The organism is Serratia sp. GW822-FHT06E05 (assembly GCF_058799445.1).
Map to the genome: position 1 here is coordinate 285,223 of NZ_JBXALM010000002.1, position 17,033 is coordinate 302,255.

A 17,033-nucleotide genomic window follows, 5' to 3' on the forward strand; every position below is an offset into this window, starting at 1 on the left:
CCGATGAAACCACAGTCCCCCCTGATTACCCTGCGCGATCTGGCGCAGGATGCAGTAGAACAGGCGACTCGCCAACTGGGCCAGGTGCGCAAAGCTCAGCAAGCCGCTGAACAGCAACTTTCCATGCTGCTCAACTATCAGGATGAGTACCGTCAGAAGCTGAATAATCAACTGAGCGACGGTATGGAATCGTCCAACTGGCAGAACTACCAGCAGTTTATCGGCACGCTGGAACAGGCGATCGCCCAGCACCGCCAGCAGTTGACGCAGTGGGGAGATAAAGTGGACCACGCGATGAAACAATGGCAGGACAAACAGCAACGGTTGAACGCTTTCGAAACCCTGCATACCCGAGCCCAGAGCGCGGAGTTGCAGTTGGAGAACAAACGGGATCAAAAACTGATGGATGAGTTCGCTCAACGCAGTGCACAAAGGAATATACATCAATGAACCTGAACGCTTTGCCGGGCCTGTCGCTGCCGGGCGATACCGGCCTGCTGCCGGACGCGCAGCTCCCGCTGGATGAGTCATCGCTCTCTTCCGCTTTTGCTCAACTGCTTGGCGCCCGCGTGCTGCCGGCCGACAAGTCCGCAGGCAAACTGTCACCGATGGCGTTGAGCGCAGAAGAAGACTCTGCGCCGCTGAGCCGCAACCAACTGACGCAGTTACTGGCCGCATTCGGCGAACGCGATGGGCTGTTAGCGCCTTCGCTGTTAACGCAAGGCCAGCCAGCCGCCATCAGTAACGACGAAGAGCCGACGTTGAAGCAACCGTCGCACGACGCCGCGCTGCGGCCTGCCGGTGAGATCGACGCCGCTACGCTGCAAGCGCTGTTCGCCATGCTGCCAATCGCTATTCCCCCAGCAATGCCTGATGCAGGTACCGGCGCGGCGGAACTGAGCCTTGAAGGCGATCAAGATACCCCTCAGGCTGCAACGCTCCTCGGCGCTTCACTGGGGCGCCAGACTGAGGTAACCGGCACGCAAAAGGCACCAACGCCGGTAACCCCAGCTTCGCTCGACAGTGAAAGCCGTGCCGACATCCCACAGCAAATTGCAATTGCGCACGAAAAACCGGATGCAGCGGCGTTGAAGCTTGGCGCCGATAGCCAATCGCCAACGCCAAACGTCCCTCTGATGGCCCCACCGGTCTCCAGCCCAACGATCGCTGCAGCGCCAGGCGCTGCGTTGGTCACTGCCCCGCCTACGCCGCAGCTAAACGCCCAGTTGGGCAGCCCGGAGTGGCAGCAGGCGTTGAACCAACAGGTGCTGATGTTCCATCGCAACGGTCAGCAAAGCGCCGAGCTGCGTCTGCATCCGCAGGAGCTGGGGGCGCTGCAAATCACCCTCAAGCTGGATGACAACCAGGCACAGCTGCACATTGCCTCGGCACACGGACAGGTTCGTGCCGCCGTGGAGGCCGCGATGCCGCAACTGCGTCACGCGCTGGCTGAGAGTGGCATCAATTTGGGACAAAGCAGCGTGGGCGGCGACCAGATGCCACAGTGGCAACAGGCGCAGCAGCACAATGGCGGGCAGCAGGGCAGCCCGGATTACCGCGAGCGTCAGGGTGACGGCGATTTGTCCGCCGATGCCCACAGCGCACCGCTGGAATTGCAGGCGATGGCCCGCGCCGTCAGCGGCGTTGATATTTTCGCCTGAGTGGCCGCAAACGCCCAAGCTGGCACGCTTTTCCCTGCCTATTCTGGCTATTGCGTGCCGGAATAGGCGCGATAATACCGCTACCCTTCATACTTGAAGGTGCATCATTGTTGGCTGCATTTGCGCGTCCCGGTCACATAGTTATCTATGCTGCTGAGGACTTACAAACTTGCCGTCGCGATGCAACTCCAAATAATTTGGGTAAATAATGTCATGCGTGCGGCTTTTACACGCGCTATATACCCGCGAGATCTTAGGTTGCAGCTTGAAAAATGAAGGGCATATACCCTATGGATTTCAAGTTGCAGCCAGGCGCCCAGCTCACTCATCCCCAGGGGCTTACTCAAGTAAGTGACTGGGGGGGTGAGTGCAGGGAACAACGCTGCAGCTTGAAAGACGACGGGTATAACAACAGGAATTTGATTTAGCTATGTCTCAAAATACCCTACCGGCAGCACCGAAACGCTCCCTTCTGGTCATACTGCTGGTGCTGATAACCCTCGTCGCCTGCGGCGCGGCCGGCTACAGCTGGTGGCAGCTCAAGCAGCACCAGGAGGGCGCGCAGCCCGTAGCCAAAGAACTCCCCCCGGCCGCACCGGTGTTTATGCCGCTGGACACCTTTACCGTCAATCTGCTGACGCCCGATAACAACCCGGATCGGGTGTTGTATATCGGCCTGACGTTACGCTTGCCGGATGAAAGTACCCGCCGCCAACTGAATGATTTCCTGCCGGAGGTGCGCAGCCGTCTGTTGATGCTGCTGTCTCGTCAGGAAGCGGGCCAGTTGAGCAGTGAACAAGGAAAGCAGCAACTGGTGGCGCAGATTAAGGACGTGCTTAGCCCGCCGCTGGTTAAGGGACAACCGAAGCAGGTGGTCAGCGACGTGCTGTTCACTGCCTTCATATTGCGGTAATCACTATGGGCGACAGCATTCTTTCACAGGCAGAGATCGACGCCTTGCTCAACGGCGACAGCGCGGGTGATGAACCCGAAGCGATTGCCCTCAACGAGAGCGAGGTCAAGCCGTACGATCCGACCACCCAGCGCCGAGTGGTGCGCGAACGGCTGCACGCGCTGGAAATCATCAACGAACGTTTTGCCCGGCAGTTCCGCATGGGGTTATTCAACCTGCTGCGCCGCAGCCCGGACATTACCGTTGGCCCGATCAAGATCCAGCCGTACCACGAATTTGCTCGCAACCTGCCGGTGCCCACCAACCTGAACCTGGTGCACCTGAACCCGCTGCGCGGTACTGCGCTGTTCGTGTTCGCACCGAGCCTGGTGTTTATCGCCGTCGATAACCTGTTCGGGGGCGACGGTCGCTTTCCCACCAAAGTGGAAGGCCGCGAATTTACGCCAACCGAACAGCGGGTGATCAAGCGCATGCTGCGGCTGGCGCTGGACGCCTACGGCGACGCCTGGAGCGCAATTTACAAGATTGACGTGGAATACGTGCGCGCTGAAATGCAGGTGAAGTTCACCAACATCACCACGTCGCCAAACGACATCGTGGTCACCACCCCTTTCCAGGTGGAAATTGGCGCGCTGAGCGGTGAGTTCAACATCTGCATTCCGTTTGCCATGATCGAACCGCTGCGCGAACTGCTGACCAACCCACCGCTGGAGAATTCGCGGCAGGAAGACAGCCACTGGCGTGAAACGCTGGTGAAGCAGGTGCAGCATTCCGAGCTGGAGCTGATTGCCAACTTCGTCGATATCCCGATGCGCCTGTCGAAGATCCTGAAGCTGCAGCCGGGCGATGTATTACCGATTGATAAACCGGATCGCCTCATCGCCCACGTCGACGGCGTGCCGGTTTTGACCAGCCAATACGGCACGTTAAACGGGCAGTACGCCCTGCGTGTTGAACATTTGATTAACCCTATTTTGAATGCTCTGAGTGAGGAACAGCCCAAATGAGTGATCCTAAGCAACCGTCTGGCGAAGGAAAGGAATCCGTGGACGATCTGTGGGCTGATGCGTTTAACGAACAGCAAGCAACCGAAAAGACGTCTGCCAGCGATGCGGTGTTCAAATCGCTGGAGCCGCAGGATACCAGCGGCAGCCTGCAGGATATCGATCTGATCCTCGACATCCCGGTCAAATTGACCGTTGAACTGGGCCGCACCAAGATGACCATCAAGGAACTGCTGCGCCTGTCGCAGGGCTCTGTCGTGGCGTTGGACGGGCTGGCGGGTGAACCGCTGGATATTATGATCAACGGTTATCTGATTGCCCAGGGCGAAGTGGTGGTGGTGGCCGACAAATTCGGCGTGCGCATTACCGATATCATCACCCCTTCCGAGCGCATGCGCCGCCTGAGCCGCTGATGAACCCAAGCGCCGCCACGCCCACCGCGGGCACCTTGCAATCCACCGAGCCGGCACTGCCGGCCGGTTCAGTGCTGACGCAGGTCAGCAGCGCACTTGGCGGCATTTTGCTGCTGATCCTACTGGCCGGCTGGCTGTTTCGTCGCCTGGGGTTTGCCCCGCAGGCACGCAACAGCAAACTGCTCAATCTGCGCGCCAGCTGTCAGGTTGGACAGCGCGAACGCGTGGTGGTGATCGAAGTGGATAACACCTTGCTGGTGTTGGGCGTCACCGCCCAGCAAATCACCCCGCTACATAGCCTGCCCGCGCCGGTGCAGGACACCGACGCCGCCGAAGTGACCACGCCGGCGGATTTTCGCCAACTGATGCAAAAAGTTCTCAAACGTCCGGAAAAATCGGCATGAAATCCCTCGTTCAGTGTGTCGCCTTCTGTGGGCGAGGCAAAATACTTCTGCGCGTATTGGCAGCGGCTTTACTGTTGCTCAGCCCCACCGCCTTCGCACAACTTCCCGGTCTGATCAGCCAGCCATTAGCCAACGGTGGCCAAAGCTGGTCGCTGCCGGTGCAAACCCTGGTGTTGCTGACCTCGCTCAGTTTCTTGCCGGCCATGCTGCTGATGATGACCAGCTTCACGCGCATCATCATCGTCCTGGGGTTGCTGCGCAATGCCCTCGGCACCCCCTCGGCCCCACCTAACCAGGTGATGCTGGGCCTGGCGCTGTTCCTGACCTTTTTCATTATGTCGCCGGTGTTCGACAAGGTTTATCAGGACGCTTATCTGCCGTTCAGCCAGGACAAAATCAGCCTGGACATCGCGCTGGATAAAGGTTCACAGCCGCTGCGCGAGTTTATGCTGCGCCAAACGCGTGAAACCGATCTGGCGCTGTATGCCAAGCTCGCCAACCAGCCGCCGCTGGCCGGGCCGGAAGCGGTGCCGATGCGCATCCTGCTGCCGGCCTACGTCACCAGCGAACTGAAAACCGCGTTCCAAATCGGCTTCACGGTGTTTATTCCGTTCCTGATTATCGATCTGGTGGTCGCCAGCGTGTTGATGGCGCTGGGGATGATGATGGTGCCACCGGCCACCATCTCGTTGCCCTTCAAGCTGATGCTGTTTGTTCTGGTGGACGGCTGGCAACTGCTGCTGGGCTCGCTGGCGCAAAGTTTCTATTCGTAATTCGCGGCATACCTGCCGCCACTGAGGGATCCATAATGACACCAGAATCGGTTATGGCGCTGGGTACCGAGGCGATGAAGGTGGCGTTGGCCTTGGCCGCGCCGCTGTTGCTCGCCGCGTTGGTCAGCGGCCTGGTGGTCAGCCTGCTGCAGGCCGCGACCCAGATCAACGAAATGACGCTGTCGTTCATTCCCAAAATCCTGGCGGTGGTCGCGACCATCGTGATTGCCGGACCGTGGATGCTGAACCTGCTGCTGGATTATATGCGCACGCTGTTCACTAACCTGCCCAATCTGATTGGTTAACCATGCTCACATTTGACAGCGCGCAGTTCGGCGTCTGGCTCAGCCAATATTTCTGGCCACTGCTGCGTATTTTGGCGCTGATCAGCACCGCGCCGGTATTCAGCGAAAAGCAGATCAGCAAGAAGGTGAAAATTGGCCTCGGCGGGCTGATCGTGATACTGATTGCCCCCGGGCTGCCCACCAGCACCGTGCCTATTTTCTCTGCGGCCGGTTTGTGGCTGGCGGCCCAGCAAATCCTGATCGGTGTCGCGCTGGGCCTGACCATGCAGTTCGCCTTCGCAGCGATACGGCTGGCCGGCGAAGTGATCGGCATGCAGATGGGTTTGTCGTTCGCCACCTTCTTCGATCCCAGCGGCGGGCCGAACATGCCAGTGTTGGCACGGCTGCTCAACCTGCTGGCGATGCTGCTGTTTCTCAGCTTCAACGGCCATCTGTGGCTGATTTCTCTGTTGGTGGACAGCTTCCATACCCTGCCGATCCAGGCCGAGCCGCTTAACGGCAATGGCTTTCTCGCCTTGACCCAGGCCGGTTCGCTGATTTTCATCAACGGCATGATGCTGGCACTGCCGCTGATCTGCCTGTTGCTGACGCTGAACATGGCGCTCGGCCTGCTTAACCGCATGACACCGCAGCTGTCGGTGTTCGTCATCGGTTTCCCGGTGACCATGACCATTGGCATTATGACCATCGGCATGATGATGCCGATGCTGGCGCCGTTTTGTGAGCACCTGTTTGGCGAGTTCTTCGATCGCCTGGCCGATGTCGTCGGCAGCATGACCCCCTAGCGTTACCCTCACAGTGCGGTTTAACGGCCGCCTGACGCCGGATAAAGTGGCAACAAATTCCCTTTCTCAGTATAAAAAATTGGAAAAAGCAAATTATCACTATTTGCCTTCAATTACGCTTATTGGCTTGAATAATAAAATACCCACCCTAGAATGTCCTTATTAAATAAAAACATCAAAAAAATAAATTCAATAAATAAGGAGTGGGACACACTGTAAAAAACAGAGGCGTGATAATAAAAGCATCCATTTAACGCTCGTTATAATTTAAAAAACATCACCGGCATGCCCGGCGAAGCTGGCACATTTATTTTCTACGGAATTATTACTTACCCTACAAAAGGAATATAAAAATGAAAGCTAAAACCAACCGAAGAGCACGCAGGGCCTTAGGCCTGGCACACTGGGCCACCAACCGTTCTCAGATTGCCTTGTCACCCAGTGGTGAAAAATGGCTTGTGGTAAAAAAGAAAAAATAACCACGGGGGTTACCCCAAAAAAATATAATTTGCGTTTTTATCTCTGCACTCACCCTTGAATAGTCTAACGCTTCCCGCCGTTAAATTCAGGCAGATATAAGTGCACATAATTTCGGGTAGCCGAAAAAAAGGCACGTCACGCCAAACCTGTGTGGGGGAAGCGTGACGTGCCAAACAAGTGCGCCCGGTTTCAAGAATTCCCTACCGCTGCTACACAGCAATAACGTCTTCTAAGCACACCCAAAGAGATTGCCCGCCGTGACTGCACGGTAGGCTAAGAGCTATTTATTACCCTGTACTATGGATTTCGACGCCCCACCCCAGCTAGCGTAGGGGCGCGGTATGCTGCGCCCGTAACAACCATACTGGAGTGGATCTATCGGCCCCGCACAGCAAAGGGGATTAGCGATTCAACTGGAACAGCGACATCCCCTGCATATCCCCGAAGGTTTTGTATGACGCCTGCAAGGCCGCCTGCTGCATGAAATAGCTGGAAATCGACTCGGCCAGATCGGCATCAACCAGCGCGCTCATTTGCGTTTTGTTGATCATGTCGCGGTCCTTGCCGATACTGTCCAGCGTATCCATTTCCTGCAGTTGGCTGCCCAGTTCCGCGCGCACGCTAAGCACTCTGTTATAAGAGTTGTCCAGGCCGCGGTTGGCTTTGGCCAGCGCATCGTTCACCTGCTGCTTGGTGGCATCATCCGCATCCTTCTGCGGTGTTTTCAACGCCTTCAGCGCGATATCTATGCTTTCAAACACGTTAGTGACGGAGGCGCTGCCATCCGGTTCCGGCTTCGGGTTGCTGGTCAATGCCATGAAGACCTTATCGCCGGTATGCCCAATGGTCATGGTGCGGTTGGCATCCACTTTCTGCTCGACCGGCGTGTTGCCGCCGACATAGCTGACCGATCCGCCCTTGTCTTCAAAGGGAGGCTTGTCGTTCACAAAACCGCCAAACATATAGCGGCCGTTGCCGTCGGTGCTGTTGGCCTGGTTGAGCAGCTGATCTTTCAGCCCCTGCAGCTGGGTCGCCAGCGAATCGCGGTCGTCGTCGCTTTTGGTGCCGCCGGCGCTGACGATCAGCGCTTTCATATCGGAGATAGTGCTGGTCACCCCGGACAGCACAGTCTCTTCCATCGACACGTTTTGACGGGCAAAGGTCCGCGCCAAGGCATATTGGGTGTTTTCCGACTGTGATTGAGCCAGCATCACCGCCTGCGAAGCCGCCAGAGGATCGTCGGACGGATTGCTGACTTTTTTGCCGGTGGAAAGCTGCTCGGCGGCTTTCATAAACAGCGACTGGTTACCGGTAATACCGGACATGTTCTGTTGGTACATCATGCTGGTGGACATGCGCATGGTGCGGGTTCCTCAAAATCAGCGACCGGAACCGCCAGGGCTCCGGTCAAAGTGGAAATCAACGGATATTCAGCAGTGCGTCAAACATTGAGCTGGCGGTTTGAATGACCTGTGCATTGGCCATGTAATATTGCTGAAAACGCAGCAATTCACCGTACTCTTCGTCCAGGTTGACGCCGGAGATCGACTGCTGCTGAATGGTCAGCTGCTTGACGATATTGGCCTGAGAAGTCGCCGAAACTTTGGCCGATGCCGTCTGGTTACCAACGCTGCTCACCATGCTGGCGTAAGCGCCGCTGAAGGTGGCTTTGCCGTCGACCAATTTTTTGGTCTGCAGATCGAGCAGCTTTTTGGCGTTTTCGTTATCGCCGCGGCCGCTGTCGTCTTTGCCGGCGGCGGCGATGTTCGCCGAGTCGGTAATCGCGACTTTCAAGCTGCCCGCCACGTCGCTGACCGGCTTCACGGTAAAGCTGTCGTTCTTTTGTGCCGTGCCGTCGATGTCGACCTTCAGGCCGTCAAAGCTCAGCGTCGGTTTGCCGGTGGTGGCATCGACGCCCGCCGTGGCGTTGACCTTCACGTTGTCCGGCAGACGGCTGACCTGCCAGTTGCTGCCGTCGAACTCCACCCGGTAATCGTTGGCCTTCACCTTGCTGGTATCGGTGTAGGACACCGACAGCGCCGCATCGCCGGCATTGCGGCTGTTATCCACCACGCGCCCACCACCGAAGCTGAAGAAATCGGTGCCGGCGTCGCCGTTGAGATCGAACCCGGCACGGTGCTGCTGGTTAAAGCTGTCCGCCATCGCCAGCGCCAATTGCCCCAACTGGTTGCGTGCGCTATCCAGCGATTCGCTGCGGAACTTCAGTACGCCGCTGACGCTGCCGCTGGTAATTTGCCCTTCCGGCACTTCGCTGACACCGTTGCCGCGGTTATAGCCGATAGTCAGGCGAGAAGGATCGCCGCTGGAAGGCACTGCCTCCACCTGGTAGGCATTGCTCCCCTGCACCAGCGTCAGGCCGTTGGCGAAAGACACGGTATAAGCATCACCGTCTTGCTGCATCACCTGCACGCCCACCACCTGGTTTAACTCAGTCACCAGTTGGTCGCGCTGATCGAGCAAGGCATTCGGCTCACCGCCGCTGCCGCGCAGGCGGGTAATTTCATCGTTCAGTTTGGCGATTTGCTGGCTGTAGCTGTTGATCTGGTTAGCGCTGTCGCTGAGCTGTTGGTTAACGCCGCTGTCCATATCGCGCAGGTATTTGTCGGTGTTATTGAACTGATTGACCAACCCATTGGCCTTGCCCAGCACCGTTTGGCGCGCGGCGTCATCGCCGGCGTTGCTGACCAGGTTCTCCAGGTTGCTGAAGAAATCCTGCATATTGGTCGACAAGGTATTGGTTTTGCTCGCCAGCAGGTTATCGATCTGCGAGATTTTCTCGAAGTAGGCGTTCTGTGCCCCGGCCTGGCTCTGTGCTCCGCGCAACTGATTGGTGATGAACTGGTTGTACTCGCGGTTAACGCTGGTCACGGTGACCCCGTTGCCAATGAAGCCACTCATGGTACTCATACCGCCATTCTGCGCCAGGATCGCAGTCTGTCGGTTATAGCCCGCCACGTTGTAGTTAGAGATGTTGTTACTGACGGTGCTGAGCGCCACCTGAGCCGCATTCAGCCCGCTCATCGCGGTATTGATTAAGCTGTTGGACATAGAGGTTCCTTTTGCTGCGGCGCCGGTGGCCCACAGGAGTCAATTAATCTGCTGAGCCGTTCACTCAGCCTGTCTTGGTTATCGGCAAAAACGGGGGAAACTTGAGGGAAAAATCCGGGTCCAGCATGCTGGACCCCTACATTTAAATACGGCCTATTGCGTAGGGGCGCTGCATGCTGCGCCCAGTGGCTAAAAAAGATCCTTCAGGTCGTGGGTATACGCCTTCACCACCTGCTCGCCGGCGTTTTTCATCTGCTGTATCACGCTGACCAACTTGCTGGCATATTGCGGATCGGTGGCGTAACCGGCCTGTTGCAGCGCCTGCGCCGCCTGCTCCGGGCTGCGGGCGTTGGCCACCCCGGCGTAGCGTGGGTTATTGGTCAACAGCTTGACGTAGTCGGCCATCGCCTCGACGTAAGATCCGTAAACCCGGAACTTCGCCTTGATCTTCTTCGCCGCGCCCTGCTCGAACTCGGTGGTGGTGATCTCGGTCACCGGCCCGTCCCAGCTGCCGCCCGCCTTGATGCCAAACAGGTTGTAGCTCGGCGAACCGTCGGCGGCCGGGATCTCACGCTGACCCCAGCCGGATTCCAGTGCGGCCTGTGCCACAATCAGCTGATGCGGAATGCCGCTCTGCTGGCTGACGACGCGCGCAGGAGTAGACAGCCGGGCAACAAAGTTGCCGTTGTTGAGCGACAGCGGGGCCGCGCTCGGCGCTTTTGGCACCGCGCGGCGGATCATCTGCTCCAGCGCCTGATTCGGCAGCGTTCGCAACACCTCATCGTCCAGCGCCATCGGCGACGTGCCCGCCGTTTCGCTCGGCACCGCGTTGGCGTTGCTCATCTGCTTCACCATCATGTCGGCCAACCCCAGGCCTTTCTGCGACATCTGCTGGGCAATTTGCTGGTCATACATTGAGGTGTAGAGCCGAGACTGATCGCTGCTCAAGATCCCATCCTGCGGCAGCGCGGCACGCATGCTTTTCAGCATCATCTGCACGAACATGCCTTCAACCTGCTGCGCCACCTGTTTCAGGTTGCCCTGCGGATCGCTCGCCGCATCGCGTTTCAGTCCATTAAGCGCCTGCGCATCATAGGCGGCGCCCGACATTGCCATCAGATCGCCGGCCATCAGATAATTTCCAGCTTGGCGCGCAGACAGCCGGCGCTTTGCATCGCCTGCAGGATAGACATCAGATCGATCGGCGTTGCCCCCAACGCGTTAAGCGCGCGGATCACGTTGTTCAGATTGGCGCTGGCGTTAACCTTCTGCAGCGAGCCGCCCTGCTGTTGCACCGAAATCTGGGTGTTCGGCGTCACCACTGTTTGCCCGCCGCCAAACGGGGTATTTGGCTGGCTGACGGTATTTTGCCGATCGACCACCACCGACAGGTTGCCTTGCGCCACCGCGCAGGAATCCAGGATCACGTCGCGGTTCATTACAACTGAACCGGTGCGTGAGTTGATGATCACCTTGGCGTCGATCGCCCCGACGCTAACGTTAATGTTCTGGATCTCCGCCAGGAAGCGCACCTGCGAACTGTTGCCCTGTGGCACCAGCACCTGAATGGTACGGGCGTCCAACGGTGAAGCCGTGCCACCGCCGCGTTGACGGTTGATGGCGTCGCTGATCTGTTGTGCCAGCGTAAAGTCCTCATCGTTGAGCTGCAGGTTAATCACTCCGCCGGCCCCGAAGGTGGTCGGCAGCTCGCGCTCAATGGTGGCGCCGTTGCTGATGCGCCCGCCGGCCAGTTGGTTAACCTGTACGCTGCTGCCACCGGCCGAAGCGCCGGCTCCGCCGACCAGCACGTTGCCCTGCGCCAGCGCGTAAACCTGATTATCTACCCCTTTCAGCGGCGTCATCAGCAAAGTACCGCCACGCAGGCTCTTGGCGTTACCCATGGAGGACACCACCACGTCGATATTCTGCCCGGTGCGCGAAAACGGCGGCAGCTTGGCGGTGACCATGACCGCCGCCACGTTTTTCAACTGCATGTTGGTGCCCGGTGGCACGGTGATACCCAACTGCGACAGCATGTTGCTCAGGCTCTGGGTGGTGAACGGGGTCTGCATGGTCTGGTCACCGGAACCGTCCAGCCCCACCACCAGTCCGTAACCGATCAGCGCGTTATCGCGTACGCCCTGCACCGTGACCAGATCGCGAATGCGCTCCGCCGCGGCCGGCAGGCTCAGCGCACTAATCACCAGCGCCATTAGAAATTTCTTTAACATTGGAACCTCATTCGCCTTACCCACAAGGCGTTATTGTCGCAGGCAGCTCGGGGGCGGGCGGCGCACAGGGAATGGAGCGTACACGCAGTACGTGACTGCCCCGAGCACTGCCCAACCTCAAAATGGCAAGTAAAATAGCCTGTACTCAAAACGGTGAGACATTTAAGAAGAAGCGCTGTAACCACCCCATGGTCTGCGCTTCGTTGATATAGCCGTTGCCGACATATTCAATGCGCGCATCCGCCACCTGGGTGGAGGTAACCGAGTTGCTGCCGCTGATGGTGCGCGGGTTGACGACCCCGGAGAAACGGATGAATTCGGTGCCCTGATTAATGGCGATCTGTTTTTCCCCCACCACGTGCAGGTTTCCGTTCACCAGCACCTGATTGACCGTCACGGTAATGGTGCCGTTAAAGGTGTTGTTGGCGTTGGCCCCGCCCTTGCCGCCGAAGGTGCTGTCACCGGAGATATCCATGTCGGCACGCGCATTGCCCAGCAAGCCATCGAGGTAGCGTGGCGAGGTGGCTACGCCGAACTTGCTGGCCCCGTTGCGGCTAGCGTTGGCAGAAGAGCTTTTGCTGGCGCTGACGTTTTCCTGCAGCACGATCGTCAGGGTATCGCCGACGTTGCGCGGACGACGGTCTTCAAACAGCGGCTGATAACCGTAGTTCATCGGCTGCACCGTCTGGAAAATGGAACCGTTCGGCACGGGCGCGCCCGCCGGCGCCGGCTGTGCCGTGGTAGCCCCGTCAACCAGGGGTTTATGTGGAATGTAAGCGCAGCCGCTCAGCGTCAGCATCACCATTGCCGCCAGCCAGCGTTTTCCTTGCGGCGGATTTTCCATCAGAGTTGTGGTTACCACGGGTATCGCCTTTGTTTCACAAAATAGGGTTACGGGCGCTGCAGCGCCCGTCAATTACAGTTGCGTCAGCTTTTGCAGCATCTGATCGGACGTCGATACCGCTTTGCTGTTGATTTCGTAAGCACGTTGGGTCTGGATCATGTTGACCAGCTCTTCCGCCACGTTGACGTTGGAGGTTTCCACATAGCCCTGATACAGCAGACCGGCACCGTTTAGCCCAGGCGTGCTCTCGTTCGGCGCGCCGGAACTCTCGGTTTCCTGGTACAGGTTCTCGCCCATGCTTTCCAGGCCGCTGTCATTGATAAAGGTGGTCAGCGTCAGTTGGCCCACCTGCTGGGCGGCGGTCTGCCCCTGCAGGGTGGCGCTGACGATGCCGTCGCGGCCGACGGTGATGCTCAGGGCATTGGCCGGAATGGTGATCGCCGGTTGCACCTGGAAGCCGCTGGCGGTCACCAGTTGGCCGTTCTGATCTCTCTGGAACGAGCCGTCGCGGGTATAGGCCAGGGTGCCGTCCGGCATCATCACCTGGAAAAAGCCCTGCCCCTTGATGGCGATGTCCTTGCTGTTGTTGGTCTGCGACAGGTTGCCCTGGCTGTGCAGACGCTCGGTCGCCACCGGCCGCACACCGGTACCGATCTGCAGCCCGGACGGCAGCGTCGTCTGCTCGGAGGACTGCGCCCCCGGCTGACGCATGGTCTGGTACAGCAGATCTTCGAACACTGCACGCTGGCGTTTAAAACCGTTAGTGCTGACGTTGGCCAGGTTATTGGCGATCACGTCCATATTGGTCTGCTGCGCATCCAGACCGGTTTTGGCAATCCATAAAGATGGGATCATGGGTTATTTCCTTGCTAATTAACTCATTGATAACAATGAATTGGCGCGCTGTTCATTTTCATCCACGCTGTGGATGACCTTCATTTGCATTTCAAAACGGCGGGCGTTGGCAATCATGTCGACCATGGTTTCCATCGGTTTGACGTTGCTGCCTTCCAGCACGCCCGGCATCACCTGCACCAGCGGATCGTTCGGCAACTGATTGCCGCGCTGCCGTTGGGTTTCCGGCGTCAGGCGGAACAACCCGTCATCGCCACGCATCACTTCGCGCGCGTCGGCCTTCACCAGTTTCAGCCTGCCGATCTGAGCAATGCTGTTCGGCGGATCGCCCGCATTCAGCGCCGAGATGGTCCCGTCGGCGGCAATGGTGATCTCTGCCGACGGGGGTACCTCAATCGGTCCGCCGTCGCCCATCAGCGGCACGCCCTGCACCGTCAACTGCCCGGTGGAGGAGATCTGGATGTTACCGTTACGGGTGTAGGCTTCGCCGCCGTCCGGCAGGCTGACGGCCAGAAAGCCGTCCTGCTGCAGCGCCACGTCCAGCGGGCGTGCGGTGTAATTCAGCGCCCCCTGACTCATGTCCGCGCCCGGCGTTGACGCGGTAACCAGCGTTCGCGTCGGCAAGCTTGGCCCATCCACCGGCACGGCACGCAGCGCCGACAGCTGGGCGCGAAAGCCCGGTGTCGATGCGTTGGCCAGATTATTGGCGGTGACAGACTGCTGCTCCAGCGTCTGTCGCGCTGCGCCCATCGCGGTATAAATCGCGTGATCCATAAATCAGTCCTATTAGCGCAGGCTAACCAGCGTTTGCAGAATCGAGTCCTGCGTTTTGATGGTTTGGGCGTTCGACTGGTAGTTACGTTGTGCGACGATCATGTTCACCAGTTCCTGGCTCAGATCGACGTTGGAGGCTTCCAGCGCGCCGCTGGTCAGTTTGCCCAAACCGCCGTTGCCCGCCAGACCTACGCGTGGCTGGCCGGATGCGCCGGTTTCCTGCCAAACGTTATCGCCCTGAGAAGACAGGCCTTCCGGGTTGGAGAAGTTGGCCATGACGATCTGGCCCAGCACCTGAGTCTGCTGGTTGGAGTAGATGCCCATCACCGTGCCGTCGTTGTTGATCTGGAAGTTGGTGTATTCACCTGCGCCATAGCCATCCTGCGACACTTTGCTGACGGAGTCGGCACTGACGCTCTGCTGCATGCTCTTGGCGAAGTTCAGGGTGAAGTTCTGTGCCGGCGCGCCATCTTTGGCTTCCATCGGGATCAGCATGCTGAATTCGCCGGCGGTGCCTTGTTTGCTGGTGGTGCTGGCCAGATTGCCGCTGGTGTCGAACGTCATGGTACCGGCATCTACCGGAGCAGCCGTTCCATCCTGGGTATAAACCTGCCACTTGTTCTCGTCGGTTTTCACAAAGTAGGCGTTGATATTGTGCGCGTTACCTAACGAGTCATAAGTGGTGATGGTGTTGACGTAGTTGTAAGAATCCTTCTTGGCGGGATCGAAGGTGTGGTTATCCGGAACCTTATGCGTGGATTTAAGGTTGGCGACCATATTGCCGGAGGTTGACGCCTTGGCGTTCATCATGCCTTCCGGAATGCTCAGCGGAACCGGGTTCGCGCCCTGTTGAATGGTCGGCGGCGTACCGGCAGCCGGGTAGCCGGTCAGTTGCAGGCCCTGCATGTTGGTCAGGTTACGGTTTTCATCCAGTTTGAACTGGCCGTTACGGCTGTAGAAAATGCCGCCGTCCTGATCCTGCAGACGGAAGAAACCGTTGCCGGAAATCGCCACGTCCAGCGCACGGCTGGTACCAGTGGTGGTGCCGCCTTTAAAGTTCTGGGTGATCCCCGCCACCTTAACGCCCAGGCCAACCTGTGAACCGGCGAACATGTCAGCAAAGGAAACGCTGCCTGATTTAAAACCGGAAGTGGCGGAGTTAGCGATGTTGTTACCGATCACGTCCAGATTGGTTGCTGCCGCGTTTAAGCCGCTTACTGCCTGAGAAAAGGCCATGTCATTCTCCGAATAGTGGTCAGGCTATCGTCCGATAACGCCTGATAGTGTTTTGATATACCCAATGGCTTTCATGTTGCAGCCGGGCGGCAAGCGCAGGAGTCCCCAGGAGCTTACTCACGTAAGTGACTGGGGTGAGTGCGCACAGCCAACAACGCTGCAGCCTGAAGGATGAAGGGTATTGGGTTAAAGGATCTGCCGGACATCCTCCAGCGTGGCGCTGCCCGCCAGGCCCAGATCCAGCTTCGCGCCGTTCGCGTCGCGGATGACGCCGTTGACCATGCCAAAATGCAGATTGCGCGCCACCAGCTGTTCGCCGTTGGCTTTGGCGTTGATCGTAAAGCTGTAGGCACCGTCCGGTGCGGTGGTGCCGTCCGTCATCGATCCGTCCCAACTGAACGAATGCACGCCGGCGGTCAGGCCGCCGAGATCAATGGTGCGTACCGCTTTGCCGGTGGCGTCGGTGATGGTGGCGGTCACCGAGTCGGCCGCACGCTCCAGTTCCAGACCAAACGGCGTGGTGCTGACCTTGCCGTCTTTGCTGCCAGCCAGAATATTGCTGCCCGGGACCATCACGCCGTGGCCGATCAAAGCGGTAGCCTGCAGCGATTGATTGCTGTTGATCTGCCCGGAGATCGACCCCAGCGTGGTGTTGAGTTTCTCGATGCCCTGAACGGTATTGATCTGCGCCAATTGGCTGGTCAGTTCATTGTTCTGCATCGGGTTGGTCGGATCCTGATTCTTCAACTGCGCCACCAGCAGCGTCAGGAAGCTGTTGCTCAGATCCTGGCTGGTGTTATTTTTTGCGTTGGCACCGATGACGCTGTTATCCAGCGATTCAGTGGTGGTTGCGGCAATCGCCATGGCAAGCTCCGGTTATTGACCCAGCGTCAGGGTTTTCATCATCATCGACTTGGTGGTGTTGAGCACCTCGACGTTGGCCTGATAGCTGCGGGAGGCGGAAATGGTGTTGACCATCTCACCCACCACATCCACGTTAGGCATGCGCACATAGCCCTTGCCGTCCGCCAGCGGGTTACCCGGTTGGTAAACCAGACGCTCCGGCGCCGGGTCGTCAACCACCTGCGCTACGCGTACGCCGCCGGTGGGTTGTCCGGCCGCGGCGGCAACTTCAAACACCACCTGCTTGGCGCGGTAGGGTTGGCCGTCCGGCCCGGTGACGCTGTCGGCATTGGCCATGTTGCTGGCGCTGACGTTCATGCGTTGCGACTGGGCAGACAGCGCCGAGCCGGAGATATCAAAAATATTCAGTAGCGACATGCGCC

20 protein-coding genes are annotated in these 17,033 nt (G+C 58.4%); 10 read left to right on the forward strand and 10 right to left on the reverse strand.

Annotation, left to right across the window (positions count from 1 at the left end; genetic code table 11):
* Positions 1-3: 3 nt before the first annotated feature.
* The 10 genes from fliJ to sra all read left to right on the forward strand — a co-directional run bounded on the left by fliJ (position 4) and on the right by sra (position 6,737).
* The gene (fliJ, locus tag AC1RKC_RS08915; protein WP_261139268.1) at positions 4-450 is read left to right on the forward strand and encodes a flagellar export protein FliJ; all 447 of its coding nucleotides are present in this window, start codon (positions 4-6) and stop codon (positions 448-450) included.
* Entirely contained in the window at positions 447-1,661 is a 1,215-nt protein-coding gene (locus tag AC1RKC_RS08920) for a flagellar hook-length control protein FliK (protein ID WP_261139267.1), read from the forward strand. Before fliJ ends, AC1RKC_RS08920 begins: the two co-directional genes overlap by 4 nt.
* Positions 1,662-2,091: 430 nt before the next feature.
* Positions 2,092-2,574 carry a flagellar basal body-associated protein FliL gene (gene fliL, locus AC1RKC_RS08925; RefSeq protein ID WP_020827504.1) on the forward strand — a complete coding sequence of 161 codons (483 nt, stop codon included), beginning with the start codon at positions 2,092-2,094 and terminating at the stop codon, positions 2,572-2,574.
* 5 nt (positions 2,575-2,579) lie between these two features.
* Positions 2,580-3,581 (forward strand): flagellar motor switch protein FliM, encoded by a 1,002-nt coding sequence (gene fliM / locus AC1RKC_RS08930; protein WP_234530370.1) that lies wholly within the window; start codon positions 2,580-2,582, stop codon positions 3,579-3,581.
* Positions 3,578-3,991, forward strand: coding sequence for a flagellar motor switch protein FliN (gene fliN, locus AC1RKC_RS08935; protein WP_020827506.1), 414 nt, complete (start codon positions 3,578-3,580; stop codon positions 3,989-3,991). Before fliM ends, fliN begins: the two co-directional genes overlap by 4 nt.
* Positions 3,991-4,395: a flagellar biosynthetic protein FliO gene (fliO, locus tag AC1RKC_RS08940; RefSeq protein WP_048760257.1), complete on the forward strand. Its 405-nt coding sequence runs from the start codon at positions 3,991-3,993 to the stop codon at positions 4,393-4,395. Before fliN ends, fliO begins: the two co-directional genes overlap by 1 nt.
* Positions 4,392-5,168 (forward strand): flagellar type III secretion system pore protein FliP, encoded by a 777-nt coding sequence (gene fliP / locus AC1RKC_RS08945; protein WP_046373249.1) that lies wholly within the window; start codon positions 4,392-4,394, stop codon positions 5,166-5,168. The genes fliO and fliP overlap by 4 nt, the downstream gene beginning before the upstream one ends.
* Before the next feature lie 35 nt (positions 5,169-5,203).
* Entirely contained in the window at positions 5,204-5,473 is a 270-nt protein-coding gene (gene fliQ / locus AC1RKC_RS08950) for a flagellar biosynthesis protein FliQ (protein WP_041414697.1), read from the forward strand.
* A gap of 2 nt (positions 5,474-5,475) precedes the next feature.
* A complete protein-coding gene (fliR, locus tag AC1RKC_RS08955) occupies positions 5,476-6,258 on the forward strand; it encodes a flagellar biosynthetic protein FliR (RefSeq protein WP_020827510.1) in 783 nt (260 codons plus the stop codon).
* A 353-nt stretch (positions 6,259-6,611) separates the two neighbouring features.
* Positions 6,612-6,737, forward strand: coding sequence for a stationary-phase-induced ribosome-associated protein (gene sra, locus AC1RKC_RS08960; RefSeq protein WP_020827511.1), 126 nt, complete (start codon positions 6,612-6,614; stop codon positions 6,735-6,737).
* A 402-nt stretch (positions 6,738-7,139) separates the two neighbouring features.
* On the opposite strand, the gene flgL is transcribed toward sra, so the two are convergent.
* The 10 genes from flgL to flgC form a co-directional block, all read right to left on the reverse strand.
* Positions 7,140-8,099 carry a flagellar hook-associated protein FlgL gene (gene flgL / locus AC1RKC_RS08965; RefSeq protein WP_493092347.1) on the reverse strand — a complete coding sequence of 320 codons (960 nt, stop codon included), beginning with the start codon at positions 8,097-8,099 and terminating at the stop codon, positions 7,140-7,142.
* A 58-nt stretch (positions 8,100-8,157) separates the two neighbouring features.
* Complete coding sequence (gene flgK, locus AC1RKC_RS08970; protein ID WP_115058585.1) at positions 8,158-9,807, reverse strand: flagellar hook-associated protein FlgK; 1,650 nt, start codon at positions 9,805-9,807, stop codon at positions 8,158-8,160.
* Between the two features lie 189 nt (positions 9,808-9,996).
* Complete coding sequence (gene flgJ / locus AC1RKC_RS08975; protein ID WP_020827514.1) at positions 9,997-10,938, reverse strand: flagellar assembly peptidoglycan hydrolase FlgJ; 942 nt, start codon at positions 10,936-10,938, stop codon at positions 9,997-9,999.
* Positions 10,938-12,038, reverse strand: coding sequence for a flagellar basal body P-ring protein FlgI (locus AC1RKC_RS08980; RefSeq protein ID WP_046373247.1), 1,101 nt, complete (start codon positions 12,036-12,038; stop codon positions 10,938-10,940). The genes flgJ and AC1RKC_RS08980 overlap by 1 nt, the downstream gene beginning before the upstream one ends.
* A gap of 145 nt (positions 12,039-12,183) precedes the next feature.
* A complete protein-coding gene (gene flgH, locus AC1RKC_RS08985) occupies positions 12,184-12,882 on the reverse strand; it encodes a flagellar basal body L-ring protein FlgH (RefSeq protein WP_020827516.1) in 699 nt (232 codons plus the stop codon).
* Positions 12,883-12,954: 72 nt separating this feature from the next.
* On the reverse strand, positions 12,955-13,737 hold the full coding sequence (gene flgG, locus AC1RKC_RS08990; protein WP_020827517.1) for a flagellar basal-body rod protein FlgG: 783 nt from the start codon (positions 13,735-13,737) through the stop codon (positions 12,955-12,957).
* Positions 13,738-13,755: 18 nt separating this feature from the next.
* Positions 13,756-14,511 (reverse strand): flagellar basal body rod protein FlgF, encoded by a 756-nt coding sequence (locus tag AC1RKC_RS08995; RefSeq protein ID WP_020827518.1) that lies wholly within the window; start codon positions 14,509-14,511, stop codon positions 13,756-13,758.
* A 12-nt stretch (positions 14,512-14,523) separates the two neighbouring features.
* Positions 14,524-15,747, reverse strand: a complete 1,224-nt coding sequence (flgE, locus tag AC1RKC_RS09000; protein ID WP_020827519.1) for a flagellar hook protein FlgE — start codon at positions 15,745-15,747, stop codon at positions 14,524-14,526.
* A gap of 186 nt (positions 15,748-15,933) precedes the next feature.
* Complete coding sequence (gene flgD / locus AC1RKC_RS09005) at positions 15,934-16,611, reverse strand: flagellar hook assembly protein FlgD (RefSeq protein WP_020827520.1); 678 nt, start codon at positions 16,609-16,611, stop codon at positions 15,934-15,936.
* Between the two features lie 12 nt (positions 16,612-16,623).
* A complete protein-coding gene (gene flgC / locus AC1RKC_RS09010; RefSeq protein WP_020827521.1) occupies positions 16,624-17,028 on the reverse strand; it encodes a flagellar basal body rod protein FlgC in 405 nt (134 codons plus the stop codon).
* Positions 17,029-17,033: the final 5 nt, after the last annotated feature.